Below are 15,993 nucleotides of genomic sequence, written 5' to 3' on the forward strand. Positions count from 1 at the left end.
TATCTTTTTTATCTTTCAATATTAATAATCCTATCTAAATCTTATATACATTCTTCAATATAAATCTTCACATATTCCTTTGCCTTGCAATTCTGCTTTAAGGCTTCTCTACATATTTTCTCAGATTGTTCTTTTACATACTTGAGAGATTTATAATTTTCCTTTACTGCTTCAATGCACATTCTCTCTGTTTGATTTTTTATATACATTAACATCTTTCCATTTCGCCTTACAATTTCTATACATATATCTTCTGTATAGCTATCTATGTAACTTAACACATCTTTAATATTATATCTTTTATCTAGATATCTTATGGCTTTTATACATATTGCTTCTGTCTTATTATTAACGAACTGTAGACTTCTTCCATCTTGTTTGACAGCTTCCATACATATATTATCTGTTTGCTTATTTACATATTGCAATGCCATACCATTTTGATTTACAGCTTCTATACACATTTTATCTGTTTGATTTTTTACATATTGTAGTGCTTTATAATTTTGCCTAATCGCTTCCATACATAATTCTTCGCTCTGCTCTCTAACATATGCAAGACATCTACCATCTTTTTTAATTGCTTCTAAACATATACTCCTTGTTTGAACTTCTAAAGCTTTTAAAATACTTACAACATCTATATTAGAAGAACACCTTATTACTTTTATAATAAGCTCATCAGTTTTATTTCTTACATATTTAAGTGCATTACAGTCCTTTTTTATGGCTTCAAGACATATATACTCTGTCTGTTCTTTTACATATTCTAGTGCTTTATAGTTATATCTTATCGCCTCTAAACATAATTCTTCTGTTTGTTCTTTTATATACTCTAGTGCTTTATAATTCTGCCTTATTGCTAGTATACACATCCCATCAGTTTGATTTTTTATATTTTTTAATTCACGATAATCATACTTTACACTTTCCATATTTTCAATATATTCATTTGTAATATACTTTAAAGACTTTTCCAATTTTGAGTTATCAATACCTATATGAATATTTTCCCAATTACTATTAAAATAATACCCTTTATCATCTAAAAATAAATTTTTCAATTTTTTAGATATGTTCATCTATATACACCCCTATCATTATTAAATTAGATATTATTAATAAATAAAGCATAAATCTTTATTTATTTTTAATAATATCTTTATTTTTTGTTTATTATAAATTCGCTTTGTGTATTATAGATACCTTTTTAGTATTTTAATAGTTAATCGTTTTAATTCTTCCTTTATTTCAAAAATTAAACTTGTCTAAATATTTCTTATTTTATATACAATTTTTGATAAATTAATAAAGCCATAATATATTTAATATATCAATCACAGTGTAGGACTGAAGTTACAAATAAATTATGGCTATTCAATGCGTTTAATTTTAAAATTTTATATTTTCTTGTCTAATTATTTTTTTATTACATTACCCATTTTTTTGTAAAGTGGTAACGTTACTAAGGATATTACAACAGCCTTTAATACATTAAATGGAGCTATCATCCAAATTACAAAAGTAAATAAATCATGAACTTGAGGGTTTATAGCTGAACCTAGACCTATTATAGCATCTAGTCCCATTAATTGCCCATAAAGTGGTAACATTACAAAATAATTCACCAATGAACCAATTATAGTCATAGTTATTGTTCCTAATACAAATCCAATTACTACACCTTTTAAATCTTTACTTCTCTTATATGAATAACAAAGTATAAGTACATAAGAGCCACCAATTAATATATTTGCAAATTCTCCTACTCCTCCAGTTGTTGTCGCTGTTATCATTTGTAGTATATTTTTTACTACAACTACACCAAATCCAACTAATGGTCCTAAAGACATTCCGCCAAATATTGCTGGGATATCTGATAAGTCAATTTTTAAGAAATCTGGAAAAATACCTGGTATTGGGGCTTGAATAAACATCAATAAATAAGATATTGCAGATAAAATTGACATAACCACCAAAGTTCTTGTTGAAATCATATTTCCTCTTTTTACTGTATTTTGCATAACTACTTTCCTCCTAATCAATAGTTTATATTTTTTAGGAAAAACAAAAAACTCGAAGATCCTATCTTCGAGTTTTTATGGACATAGTTTAAACAAACTAAAATAAACTTATTTATATTCCATAAATATCTTCTCTCATCCAGACTTTACTGTCGGCTTTGGAATCTCACCAAATCAACCACCTAAGTAGTTCGCGGGCTATACCGCCGGTAGGGAATTTCGCCCTGCCCCGAAGATCTTCTTTGATTTTTTAATTTTCCTTACACTCTTATATTAGTTAATTTTTTAATAATTGTCAAGTTATTTTTTCTCATATACTATTTTTCCATTTATTATAGTGTAAAGCACATTACTTTGAATCTCTAGTGGGGAATTATCCCATATTACTATGTCTGCATCTTTACCAACTTCTATAGAACCTACTTTATCTTCTATTCCTAAAGTCTTAGCTGGATTTATTGTAATTGATTCTATTGCCTTTTCTTCTTTCATACCATGTTTAACAGCTATGCCTGCACATATTGGAAGATATTGAACTGGTATCACTGGATGGTCTGTCATTATACATACATCAAGACCTGCATTTGAAAGTATTCCAGCTGTATTAAATGTCAAGTTTCTAAGTTCAAACTTAGACCTTTCTGATAAAGATGGGCCTACTATTACAGGAAATCCTTCTTCTACTAATTCTTCTACAACAAGATGACCTTCTGTACAATGGTCTAATGTAAGTTTTAAGTTAAATTCTTTTGCAATTCTTATTGCTGTAAACATATCATCAGCTCTATGAGCATGTGCCTTAAATGGAATTTCTCTCCTCAATACAGGTATTAAGCTTTCCATTTTTATATCATATTCAGGCTTTTCACAGTCTTCATCATCATGGCTCTCATATACATCAATATCCTCTAGATATTCTTCTGCTTTTTTTAAGTTCTCTCTAAGCAAAGCCGCTATAGCCATTCTAGTCTGTGGAGATTTATCATCTTGACCATAACAACTTTTTGGATTTTCTCCAAATGCTATTTTAGATGCAACTGGATTTTTTATTACCATTTTGTCAATTCTTCTTCCATATGTTTTTATGGCTATACATTGACCACCCATAACATTTGCACTTCCAGGTGTTGTACATACAGAAGTTATACCACCTTCAAAAGCTTCTTTAAATGTTCTATCCATTGGATTAATACCATCTATAGGATTTAGTTGTGGTGTTATTGGGTCAGTTTCTTCATTTCCATCTGCCCCTTCAAAACCTATGCCATCTTCCCATAGCCCCAAATGAGTATGAGCATCTATAAATCCAGGGAACACAAGTTTATTACTTGCATCTATTATATCAACATCTAAAGGTGCTATTAGATTTTCCCCTATTTCTATTATTTTTCCTTCATCTATAAGGATATCTCCTTGAATTATTCCATTTGTTACGGTATTTATTTTACCATTTTTTATAAAAATCATTCATTTTCCTCCTGATTTTCAAGACTCTCGTATTTCTTTCTAACATTGTTTTTTACAATATAATTTTACACTTTTTTAATACTTATATATTCTATAAATCATACTTACAAATATAGTATCAAAAACAAACATACATAAGCTTATTTATTTTTTCATTGATAGAGCTACTCTCTTTTTATTTAAGTCAATTCCAATAACTTTTACATCGACTATATCTCCTACTGTAACAATACTCATAGGGTCTTTTACAAAGCTATTACTCATTTCTGATTTATGGACTAATCCATCATTTTTTATTCCGATATCTACAAATGCACCAAAATCTACAACATTTCTTATTGTACCTTTTAAAGACATTCCTTCTTGTATGTCTTCAATTTTTAAGACATCAGTTCTAAGAATAGGTTTTATTCCTTCTTCTCTTGGGTCTCTTCCTGGCTTTTTAATTTCAGATATAATATCTCTTAAAGTGACTTGACCTACTTCCAGTTTTTCACTTAATTCTCTCAATCCAATCTCTTTTATTCTCTCATCTATTTCTTCTATATTTTTATTTTTTATATCATTTAAAGAGTATCCTATTATCTCAATCATTTTTTTGCATATATCATAACTTTCAGGATGCACACCTGTATTATCTAGTGGGTTTTTACCATCTAAGATTCTCATAAATCCAGCACATTGAGTAAATGCTTGAGGTCCAAGTCTTTTTACTTTTTTAAGTTGTACTCTTGATGTGAAGTCTCCATTTTCTTCTCTATATGCTATTATGTTTTTTGCAATGGCCTTACTTATTCCTGCAATATGCTCTAGTAGAGAGTATGATGCTGTATTTAAATCTACTCCAACACTGTTTACAGAATCTTCAACAACACCATCTAGTACTTCTTCTAGTCTCTTTTTATTTAAATCATGCTGATATTGACCTACACCTATACTTTTAGGGTCTATTTTTACAAGCTCTGCTAATGGGTCTTGTAATCTTCTAGCTATAGATATAGCTCCCCTTATTGATACATTTATATCTGGATGTTCTTCGTTCGCAAGTTCAGATGCCGAATAAACAGAGGCTCCAGCTTCACTAACTATAACATATTGTACTTCCCTATCTATCTCTTTTATCATTTCTGATACAAAAGTTTCTGATTCTCTAGATGCAGTACCATTACCGATTGAAATTATATCTATATCATATTTTTCAATCAATCCTTTTAAAACTTTCTTTGCCCCTTCCACATTATTTTGAGGGTCTGTTGGGTATACTGTTGTATAATCTAATAGTTTACCATTTTTATCTACTATAGCTATTTTACATCCAGTTCTAAATGCGGGGTCAAATCCCATAACTACCTTGTCTTTAACTGGTGGTTGAAGCAATAAACTTTTAACATTTTTTCCAAATACACTTATAGCTCTTTCTTGAGCTATTTCTGTTAAATGATTTCTTATTTCTCTTTCTATTGATGGAAAAATTAATCTTTTATAAGAATCTTCTATTGAGCTTACGATTTCTTCTTTATTTTTGAAATTTTTATCATTTACATATTCATTTATTATGTAATTTAAAACTTTATCATTATTTATTTCTAACTTAACTTTTAGGAAGTTCTCTTTTTCTCCTCGATTTATCGCCAAAACTCTATGTGGAGCCATACTCTTTACTGCTTCATTATAATCATAATACATATCATAAACTGATTTCTCATCAGTAGAACTTTTGCTAACTATCATGCCTTCTCTTAAAGCTAATTCTCTTATATATTTTCTAATCTTAGCATCATCTGAAACTAATTCTGCAATTATATCTCTCGCACCTTTTAATGCATCTTCAACAGAAAGAACTTCTTTCTCCTCATCAATATAATTCTTTGCTTCTATTTCTATACTATCTAGACTATTCTCTAGTATTGACAATGCTAAGTTTTCTAATCCCTTTTCCTTAGCTATTATTGCTCTAGTTCTTTTCTTTTGTTTATATGGAGCATAGATATCTTCTACTTCTTGTAATGTCTTTGCTTTTTCTATATTTTTTGTTATTTCATCTGTTAGCTTTCCTTGCTCATCTATTAGTCTAACTACATCATCTTTTCTACTTTGAAGGTTTCTTAAATACATCAATTTTTCATGAAATTCTCTTAGTGTGACATCACTCATCTCACCAGTCATTTCTTTTCTGTACCTAGCTATAAATGGTATTGTATTACCCTCATCAATAAGTTTTAATGTATTGTTTATTTGCTCATCTCTAAGATTAAATTCTTTTTTTAAGATTTGATTTATATCCAATTTTTTCACTCCTAATGTTAGTTTTTTCATAAGTATAATAATAAACAGAACGAAGGCTGAGGGTTGTCGTCCTCAGCCTAAGTGCTGTAAGTGCATAGTAAGCACTAACCTTCTTATACATATCTCTTAATTACAGTGCATATTTATTAAACTGTTTTATTCATTTTTAAGTATTCATTAATAAATAGGTCTATATTTCCATTCATTACACTATCTACATTTCCAAACTCAGCATTTGTTCTATGGTCTTTAACCAATTTATATGGTTGAAAAACATATGACCTAATTTGACTACCCCATGTTATTTGTGAATATTTCCCTTGTATGTCTTCTATTTTTTCTTTTTGTTCCAATTCTTTTAATTCTATCAATTTTGCCATCAAAAATCTCATAGCTCTATCTTTATTTAGATGTTGAGACCTCTCATTTTGACACTGAACTACTACACCTGTAGGGATATGTGTTATTCTAACTGCTGAATCAGTTGTATTTACATGTTGCCCTCCAGCTCCAGATGCTCTATATGTGTCTATCTTTAAATCTGATGGATTAATTTCTACTTCTATGTTCTCATCTAGCTCTGGTGTTACATCTATAGATGCAAATGAAGTATGTCTTTTTCCTGATGGGTCAAAAGGAGATATTCTTACCAACCTATGAACACCTTTTTCACTCTTTAAGTATCCATAAGCATTTGTTCCCTCTACAAGAATTGTAGCTGTCTTTATTCCTGCTTCAGGGTCTGATATTATATCTAAAAGCTTAACTTTATAGCCCTTGCCTTCTGACCATCTTATATACATTCTCAAAAGCATCTGAGCCCAATCTTGGGCATCTAATCCACCTGTTCCAGCGTTTATAGATAATATGGCATTATTTTTGTCGTACTCTCCACTTAGAAGAGTTTTTATTTTAATTTCAGATAATTTTTCTTCTATTGATTCTATGGACTTTTCTATATCCTTTTCTACAGAATCATCCTCTTCTTCTAGACCTATTTCAATTAATACTTCTATATCTTCTAATAAATTTTTTAAACTTTCATATTCTTCTAGTGTCTCTTTTAAAGATTTATTTTCTTGAAGTACTCTTTGAGCAAACTCATTATCATTCCAAAAATCCTGTTTGTTCATCTTTTCTTCATTAATCTGCATCTTTTCCATCAATGAAGCTATGTCAAAGAGAAACCCTCAATTCTTCTAAATTTGAAGCTATTTGCTCCACGCTATGTCTATACTCTTGTATCTTTAACATTTAATCCTCCAAGATTATCTACCACAACAGTTTTTATATTTTTTACCACTTCCACAAGGGCATAAGTCATTTCTTCCAACTTTTTCATCTTTTTTAACTGTTTTACTTGTTGGAAGTGTCCCATCTGATGGTGAAGATAGATTTTCAACATCTACAACTGCTTTTCTTTCCACTGGAGTTTCTATTGTTATATTAAATAAATATCTTACAGTATCTTCTTTGATATGTTTATTCATTTCATCAAACATGTCAAAACCTTCCATTTTATAAGCAATAACTGGGTCCTGTTGACCTACAGCACGAAGACCGATACCTTGACGTAATTGGTCCATAGCATCTATATGGTCTATCCAATGGTTATCAACAGCTTGAAGTAAGATTACTCTCTCAACCTCTCTCATTCTTTCATAGCCTACTTGTTCTTCTTTTGAAGTGTATATCTTCATAGCTATTTCATAAACTTTTTCTGTTATTTCAACTGGATTAAGTTTTTCTATTTCTGGTATCTCTATGCTACCTTTTGGTAAGAACAGATTATACATATGCTCTTTAAATCCATCTTCATCAAACCCTTTATCTTGTGTATAAAGAGTCACAGCTTCCTCTATTATAGAATGAGTCATTGACTGTATTTGCTCTTGTAAATCTTCACCTTCTAATACACGCTTTCTTTCTGCATATATTATTTCTCTTTGTTTATTCATAACATCATCGTATTGAAGTACATGCTTTCTTATTCCAAAGTTTTTACCTTCAACTTTCTTTTGTGCTCCTTCAATAGATTTAGATAATATTCTATGTTCTATTGGCATATCTTCTTCAAGACCTATTTTATCTACAATTCCAGATATCCTATCACTTCCAAACAATCTCATAAGGTCATCATCAAGACCTATATAAAATCTTGAACTACCTGGGTCACCTTGACGACCAGCACGACCTCTCAACTGGTTATCTATTCTTCGAGATTCATGTCTCTCTGTACCAATTATAGCAAGTCCACCTGCTTCTACAACTTGTTTTTGTTCTTCTTGTGTTTGTTGTTTAAACTTTTCAAATAGTCTTTCATACTCCGCTCTAGCTTCAAATAGAGTCTCATTACCTTTTACAGGTATACCTTCTATTGGAGTATCTACCCTATTTACTATTTCCTCTTTAAATCCATTTCTTCTCATTTCTCTCTTAGTTAAGAAATCTGGGTTTCCACCTAAAACTATATCTGTACCACGACCAGCCATATTTGTAGCTATTGTAACAGCGCCTAATCTACCAGCCTGTGCTATTATCTCTGCCTCTTTATCATGATGCTTAGCATTTAATACTTCATGTTTAATGCCTTTTTTCTTTAATATTTGTGATAATAATTCTGATTTTTCTATCGATACTGTACCTACAAGTATTGGCTGATTAACTTTATGTCTTTCAATTATTTCTTGTGCTACAGCATTAAATTTACCTATTTCACTTTTGTATACAGAATCTGGTAAATCTTCTCTTACCATAAGCTTATTGGTAGGTACTTGGAAAACGTCCATTTTATAAATTGCTTTAAACTCTTCTTCTTCTGTTTTTGCTGTACCAGTCATACCAGAAAGTTTTTTATACATTCTAAAGTAGTTTTGGAATGTTACAGTAGCTAGTGTTTTAGATTCTCTTTGTATTTTAAGACCTTCTTTAGCTTCTATTGCTTGGTGTAAACCTTCTGAATATCTTCTACCAAACATAAGTCTACCAGTAAACTCATCAACTATTACTATTTCTCCATCTTTAGCAACATAGTCAACATCTTTCTTCATTATTACATGCGCTCTTAAAGCCTGATTTATATGATGGTATAACTCTGTATGAGATATATCAGTTATATTATCAACATTAAAATATACTTCTGCCTTTTGTATACCTGATGCTGTTAGAGATACCGCCTTATCTTTTTCTTCTAATTCGTAATCATCTGGTTTTAGAGTTAACACAAATGTATTTGCATCTGAATATAAGTGAGTTGATTTGTCGCCAGGCCCAGATATGATAAGCGGTGTTCTAGCTTCATCTATTAGTATAGAGTCAACCTCATCCACTATAGCATAATTTAATCCTCTTTGAACTCTTTGCTCTTTGTGTATTACCATATTGTCCTTTAAGTAGTCAAATCCGTACTCATTATTTGTACCATAAGTTATATCACAATCATATTGCTCTTTTCTAACTTTTGGATTTTGACCATGTATAATAACACCTACACTCATTCCTAAAAATTCATATATTTTTGCCATTTGGTCTCTATCACGTTTTGCAAGGTAATCATTTACTGTTACAACATGTACACCTTTTCCTGTAAGGGCATTCAAATAAACAGGAGCAGTTGCAACCAAAGTTTTACCTTCACCTGTTTTCATTTCGGCTATTCTTCCTTGATGTAACACTATACCTCCAACCATTTGGACTCTATAGTGTCTAAGTCCTAACACTCTCTTAGAAACTTCTCTAACTACTGCAAAAGCTTCTGGAAGTATATCATCTATACTTTCATTATTTGCTAATCTTTCTTTAAATATATTTGTCATATTTTTAAGTTCCGAGTCTGCCATAGATTCAAATTTAGGTTCTAATGAATCTATTATATCAACAGTTTTATTGAACTTTTTTAATTCTTTTTTATCTGCCATGTTGAATAAATTATCCATAAAGCTCATATTTTACATCTCTCCTCGTTCTTTATTGTACTATTATTCATTTTACCATAAAAACTATACTTTTAATATTAATTTAAAAAGCTATCGATAATTTATTTATCGATAGCTAATATGATTAAATCTAAATTGCTTTATTCATGTTCTATTATACCATATCCACCATTATGACGCTTATAAACTACTGCTATTTCATCTGAATCTATATTCTTGAACATATAAAAGTCATGTCCTATTAACTCCATTTGTAATACAGCTTCTTCTTCGCTCATTGGTTTAACACTAAATTTTTTACGTCTTTGAATTACTAATTCTTGATTTTCATCCCCATAATCTTCTTGCTCATCAGCTAGATTTATTTCTGCATCTTGGAATCTTATGCTCTTGTTGTCTTTATGTTTATCTTGTAATCTCTTTTTATATTTTTTTAATTGTTTACTTAATTTATCATATACAACATCTATAGCTGTGTATAAATTTTCCTGCATATCTTCTGCTCTAATTATAGGACCATTTACAGTAGCTATTGTTACCTCTATTTTTTGTCTTGCTTTTTTAGCACTTACTGTAACTTTTACATCAGTGTCTGGATGAATGTAATTATCTAACTTACTTAGTTTGTTTTCGATTTTACTTTTTATTGCATCAGTTAATTCGATTTGTTTTCCAGATATAATTATGTTCATAAGTACATCTCCCTTCAATTATGCCAGTATAAGAAAATTTATACTTTAAATAATATATTCTACACGAACTTTCATAATCCTCTTTTTATTATTAACTTTTATGATTTTTTATATTCAATTGATAGAATTATTTATCATTTTTAGTTATTTAAAAACTTATGTGGATTAATATTATTACAACTACCTGTGGATAATGTGGATAAAATTGTTAATAACTCTTGTATTTGTTTATTTAAAGCTATTTTTGCTACTGTTTATATCCACAAATATCTCCATTAATTGTTTATTAATATGTGAATTCATGTCATAAGTTGGTAATTTTAGGAAATTATATGTATTATATGCCGTTCGACTTTTATAAATTTTTTATAAATATAAACCCTCTAAAACCTCCATATTTTATTTTTTCTTTCATTATTAGTATTCAAGACTATATAAAAGTAGTAAAGCACCTCCAACAATAATTTCATACTTAATACCTATTATCATGCATATACCCAAATTATAATTAACTCACACTCATTATTTAGATTAAATATTTAATGTTTGTATTATTTTGAAATTATATTTACAAGCTGTTTAAGTTTTTGTTTATCTATATCTTCAAAAGGACTGTTATTTATTCTAATAGCTGTACCAAAATGAAAATTGCTTGCTTTAGTTAATTCCTTTATCTTCTCTATATTATTAAAATTAAGTCCTCCACCTAAAAGAATTTTTATATGATTAGAATTAAGTATCATATTATTTATTGTTTGTATGTTATCAACTATATTGCCCTTTCCACCTGATGTTAATATATTTGTAATTTTATTATAATCCTTCAAAATTTTAATACTATCCATTATACTTGATTCATCTATAGCTCTATGAAATGTAACATCAAGATTATCACAACATTCTAACAAAACATTTAAATTTTTTTCATCTATGTTATTGTTTTTATCTAACATACCAAATACAACTCCATTAGCACCAATATCTTTAATTATGCTTATATCTTTTTGCATGATTGTTATATCTTCTTCACTATAAGTAAAACTTTTTGCATGATGTCTTATCATTACATTCACAGGTATCTTTACACTGTTAACAACTCTTTCTATAAGACCAAAACTTGGTGTCAATCCACCTTCAGTTAAAGCACTAACCAGCTCTATTCTATCTGCGCCACAATCTTCTATAATTTTAGCGTCTTCTACTGTCATTCCTATTATCTCTAACATAATTACTCCTTCGCCAATTCATATATTGCATTTGCAAATATCTTTGCATTTAAAATTATATCTTCTATATCCATGTATTCATCAGGATTATGAGCTATTCCTTTTTGTCCTGGAAATGAAGGTCCAAATGGAACTATATTTGGCATTACTTTTGCATATGTACCTCCATTGGTTGTTACTGGAGTTCCATCTAATAATGTAACTCTTTCATATGCTATCTGAAGTTTTTTAATAAGCTCACTCTCTTTATCAAAATATACAGGATTAAAATTAGAAATTACTTCTACTTCAATACTATTTGGAAAACTAAATTTTATTTCATCTAATACATTTTTTAGTTTATAACTAAAATCGTATTTTACCTTTATATCCAATATAATATCACTATTCTCTTTATTTAACTCTTTATATGTAACAAGCACATTTTCAGACATGTTTTCTATAAAGCCTAAAAATGTGTCTTCATAGGTATTTTTGCTTTTGATTCTAATCTTTGCCACTCCTTTTTCACCATATACAACAGGATACTTGCAATCTGGTGTAAATCCCATAAGAGGAGCTTTTTCTTTTTCTAAATAATATGGTATATCTTCAAATCCACTCTCTTCGTTTGTACCAAAGATTATTCTAACTTTTTTATCTAAATCTAAAGCCAATTCTTTAATAGCATACAATCCATATAAAGCAGATATTATAGGTCCTTTATTATCTAATACTCCTCTACCATAAATTCTTCCATCGACTTTTTCTCCTTTATAAGGTTGATACTCCCAACCTTCACCTTCATGTACAACATCTACATGACCAATCACGCAAATGTAATCTTCACTCTCTCCATATTCTGCGTAACCTATATAATTATCTAAGTTTCTAACCTTAAATCCCAATTTTTTTGATATTTCTAATGCTTTATTAAGTGCTTTACCTACTTTTTCGCCAAAAGGGAAGCCATTTTCTGACTCCCCTTTAACACTAGGTATTTTTACAATATCTATAATATCACTTAATAAGTCTTCTCTTAATTCATCTACTTTATTATTTATGATATTCATAAAAATCTCCTTATTATAAAAAACTCTACATTATTATATGACTGATTTATTCTTTCACTTCTATTGGAGCTTTTATTCTAGCTTCATATGCTTCCATCCATTCATTTGATATAACCTTATGTATAGTTTTCCCGTTTACTCTATTTGAAATATAGACTGTAGGTGCTTCTTCCTTAGTTACTACTGAAAAAGTAAAATCAGCTATATTTGTAGCTACTCCCCATTCGCCCTTATTGTTCATGGCAACTAGTGATAAATCACCAGCTTTCCCTCTTCTTTTAATAAGCTGTTTATCAAGTTCATTTACTGCTATATCACAAGCTTCTTGTGGATGTTTCCCTTCTTTCATAAGTCTAACTATTTCATAAGATATACATCCCTTCATCAAGTCTTCTCCTAGACCAGTAGCTGTAGCTCCTCCTATACTACTATCAACAAAAAATCCCGAACCTGATAGTGCAGAATCTCCTATTCTGCCTCTTTTCTTCATAAATAATCCACTTGTTGAAGTAGCTGCACACATCTTCCCATTTTTATCTAAAGATATCATTCCAACAGTATCATGACCCGAATATGGACTTAATCCCTTGTCTAAAGTTTCTTTTTTTCTCTTTTTATAATGCAACTTTGCTCTGTCAGTCAACATATTTTTTCTTTCAAATCCATTTTTATGGGCATACTCTTCAGCACCTATTCCGACCAAGAAATTATTTACCTTCTCATAACTAAGTTTTCTCGCTATGCTGACAGGATTAGAATAATCCCTTATCCCAGCAACTGCTCCAATATCTAATGTATTACCATCCATAAATGCAGCATCAAGTTCTACCTCACAGTTTTCATTTGGAAGTCCTCCATAACCAACTGACTTATAGAATGGATAATCTTCGACTCTTCTTACAGCAAGCTCTACTGCATCTCCTGCTTCCATACCTTTTTCCAAACTCTCTGATGCCTCAGTTATACCTTCTAGAGCCATTCTCCATGTTGCTATCATTCCCCACATGTCAAAATTCCCCTCCTTATTATATAGATTCTAGTAATCTGTTTTCATTATAAATATTATATTACTTAGATTTGTATTAATAACAAAATTCTTCTCTCATTAAAGTTATATCCTCTTTATTTGCCATTGATTTTGCTAATTTACATATGTTGTTTAATGAATCGTTAAGTCCAATTCCACCTTTTTTTGGTGTTTTAACTATACATATATCATTTCTATATTCGTTTATTATATCTATATTTTCTTCTGACATAGCTGCAAACGCTGATATATCAGTCTTATCATTTATATTTTTGCATAATATAGCTGACATCTTAGAAAAATTTTCATAATTGAAACTTGGACCACAAATTACTACATCAGGATTTAATTTTTTTACCATGGCTATCATTTTGTTTGTTACATCTTCTTCATTATTTATAAAAAATTCGTCTCCACAAAATAATGTAGCTATTACTTTAGAATCATCTAAAAATGGTTCCATCATTATACCTGGACCTAATGGGCTTGATTTTCCAGCAGGAGGTATATTATTTTTTTCTTTTCCTCCAGCACCAGCTTGTATTTGATCCAATATCATAACTATTTTTTTCATAATATTCCTCCTATAATACTAAATCATCAAAAGATATATCATCATCTTCCTCTTCAACATTTGTCTTTTCTTCTCTCAAATATTGTTTGTCCAGCATTTTTATAAATGGCATATACATAAATATTCCTAGTACAAGAAGTGCTAATTGTAAGACAGCCCCTTGCCATCCTGTTGTTAGAAAACCAGAGAATATAATTGGAGTTGTCCATGGTAATTGGACTCCATTTGTAAGTGGTACCAAACCTGCTGACATACAGAAATAAGCTATTATTATATTTATTGTTGGAACTATTGCAAATGGTATCAATAATATTGGGTTAAGCATTATTGGTAGACCAAATATCAATGGCTCATTTATACCAAATATTCCTGGTAAGATTGATAATTTTCCCATTGACTTTATACGTTTACTTTTACATATTAATAACATAGCTATGACTAATGATAGTGTACTACCAGCTCCACCAAATGTTGCAAACATATCTTGGAATTGACCAGTTATTATGTTTGGTATTTTTGAACCAGCTTGAAATGCAGCTAAATTTTCAGCTGATAAAATCTTTAATATAGGATTATATACAGCTCCAACAACACTACTTCCATTTATTCCAAAGAACCAGAATAAGTGTAAGAATATGTAAGCAATTGCCATAGCACCCAAGCTATTTCCTAGTTTTAACAATGGCATCTGTAAAAATTTAAATATAAATTCATGTATACTCCCATATGGTGTAGCTTCAAAGGCTATCTTAACTAAAAAGAAGACTATCATAACTATTGCACTTGGTATTAATGCAGCAAATGATTTTGATACAGTTGGAGGAACTCCATCTGGCATTTTTAATGTCCATCCTTTTTTGACAACTGCTGCAAATAATTTTACAGAAGTTATTGCTGTTATCATACCTACAAACATTCCTTTAGAGCCCATCCACCCCAGTGGTATTCCTGTGACCATATAAACTGATGTTGTTCCTTCTGGTGTATATGGTATCACAAATGGTGTTACTATAAAAAAAGCAACTATTGCAACTGCTGCTGATGCTATTGGGTCTACATCTATTTGTTTTGCATAAGAATATCCAATTCCTAGAACTGCAAGTAGAGTCATTACTTCAAATGTCGCTACAGTTGGTTGTTGTAATTTGACAGCCCAATCTGAACCAAAAATTTGGCCTACAAATTCATCCCATCCTTTTATCGGAAAATTTGCTACCAATAAAAATAACGAACCTATTATTAATAATGGTGATGATACTAAAAAACCATCTCTAATTGCAATTAATAATTTATTTTTACCTATTTTCTCAGCCAATGGCATAAGTATTCTTTCCAATTTATTCATCTATCCACCCTCATTTCCAATTATTTTCTATTATAATCCTACACTTGTTTAGATTTTATTAACTTTATAGCAAGTTTTAATACTTTTTCACCATTCATAGTTCCATAATCAGCTTCATTTATCATATCTATAGGCTTACCTTGTGCTTCAAACTTTGGCTTTAATTCCTTTAACATGTACTTAACTTGTGGCCCTAATAATATACAATCTGGATTTTTTTCTGCAACTATTTTATCAATTTCTGCTATCGGAAATGCTTCTACTTCTATTGGTAAATTATGCTCATCAGCTACCTTTTGCATCTTACCTGCAAGCAAACTTGTTGACATTCCAAAACTACAAAATAAATATACTTTTCTTTTCAT

General features: G+C 29.9%; 13 protein-coding genes and 1 riboswitch. All 13 genes read right to left on the reverse strand.

Annotated features, from left to right (window positions below):
• Positions 1-41: 41 nt before the first annotated feature.
• Positions 42-1,082: a DUF4116 domain-containing protein gene (locus Q3223_RS11700; protein WP_054268725.1), complete on the reverse strand. Its 1,041-nt coding sequence runs from the start codon at positions 1,080-1,082 to the stop codon at positions 42-44.
• 336 nt (positions 1,083-1,418) lie between these two features.
• Positions 1,419-2,024, reverse strand: coding sequence for an ECF transporter S component (locus Q3223_RS11705; protein WP_054268724.1), 606 nt, complete (start codon positions 2,022-2,024; stop codon positions 1,419-1,421).
• A 123-nt stretch (positions 2,025-2,147) separates the two neighbouring features.
• A riboswitch (FMN riboswitch) is annotated at positions 2,148-2,265 on the reverse strand.
• A 59-nt stretch (positions 2,266-2,324) separates the two neighbouring features.
• Positions 2,325-3,491, reverse strand: a complete 1,167-nt coding sequence (locus tag Q3223_RS11710) for an amidohydrolase (protein ID WP_054268723.1) — start codon at positions 3,489-3,491, stop codon at positions 2,325-2,327.
• 144 nt (positions 3,492-3,635) lie between these two features.
• Positions 3,636-5,777 (reverse strand): Tex family protein, encoded by a 2,142-nt coding sequence (locus Q3223_RS11715; protein WP_407812029.1) that lies wholly within the window; start codon positions 5,775-5,777, stop codon positions 3,636-3,638.
• 146 nt (positions 5,778-5,923) lie between these two features.
• A protein-coding gene (gene prfB, locus Q3223_RS11720; protein WP_187130378.1) for a peptide chain release factor 2 occupies positions 5,924-7,031 on the reverse strand; the annotation gives its coding sequence in 2 pieces (ribosomal slippage) (positions 5,924-6,955 and positions 6,957-7,031; 1,107 coding nt in all).
• Positions 7,032-7,045: 14 nt separating this feature from the next.
• Positions 7,046-9,721, reverse strand: coding sequence for a preprotein translocase subunit SecA (secA, locus tag Q3223_RS11725; protein WP_054268720.1), 2,676 nt, complete (start codon positions 9,719-9,721; stop codon positions 7,046-7,048).
• Between the two features lie 131 nt (positions 9,722-9,852).
• Complete coding sequence (hpf, locus tag Q3223_RS11730; protein WP_054268719.1) at positions 9,853-10,404, reverse strand: ribosome hibernation-promoting factor, HPF/YfiA family; 552 nt, start codon at positions 10,402-10,404, stop codon at positions 9,853-9,855.
• Positions 10,405-10,955: 551 nt separating this feature from the next.
• The gene (locus Q3223_RS11735; protein WP_219673442.1) at positions 10,956-11,630 is read right to left on the reverse strand and encodes a copper homeostasis protein CutC; all 675 of its coding nucleotides are present in this window, start codon (positions 11,628-11,630) and stop codon (positions 10,956-10,958) included.
• Between the two features lie 2 nt (positions 11,631-11,632).
• The gene (locus Q3223_RS11740) at positions 11,633-12,682 is read right to left on the reverse strand and encodes a Sapep family Mn(2+)-dependent dipeptidase (protein WP_407812030.1); all 1,050 of its coding nucleotides are present in this window, start codon (positions 12,680-12,682) and stop codon (positions 11,633-11,635) included.
• A gap of 46 nt (positions 12,683-12,728) precedes the next feature.
• Complete coding sequence (locus Q3223_RS11745; protein WP_054268716.1) at positions 12,729-13,688, reverse strand: N(4)-(beta-N-acetylglucosaminyl)-L-asparaginase; 960 nt, start codon at positions 13,686-13,688, stop codon at positions 12,729-12,731.
• 76 nt (positions 13,689-13,764) lie between these two features.
• Positions 13,765-14,283: a GrdB-related putative oxidoreductase gene (locus Q3223_RS11750; protein ID WP_054268715.1), complete on the reverse strand. Its 519-nt coding sequence runs from the start codon at positions 14,281-14,283 to the stop codon at positions 13,765-13,767.
• A 10-nt stretch (positions 14,284-14,293) separates the two neighbouring features.
• Positions 14,294-15,628 (reverse strand): PTS cellobiose transporter subunit IIC, encoded by a 1,335-nt coding sequence (celB, locus tag Q3223_RS11755; RefSeq protein WP_054268714.1) that lies wholly within the window; start codon positions 15,626-15,628, stop codon positions 14,294-14,296.
• Positions 15,629-15,666: 38 nt separating this feature from the next.
• Complete coding sequence (locus Q3223_RS11760; protein ID WP_074179932.1) at positions 15,667-15,993, reverse strand: PTS sugar transporter subunit IIB; 327 nt, start codon at positions 15,991-15,993, stop codon at positions 15,667-15,669.

The sequence above is a fragment of the Clostridioides sp. GD02367 genome (assembly GCF_045900275.1).
Classification (GTDB): Bacteria; Bacillota; Clostridia; order Peptostreptococcales; family Peptostreptococcaceae; genus Clostridioides; species Clostridioides difficile_A.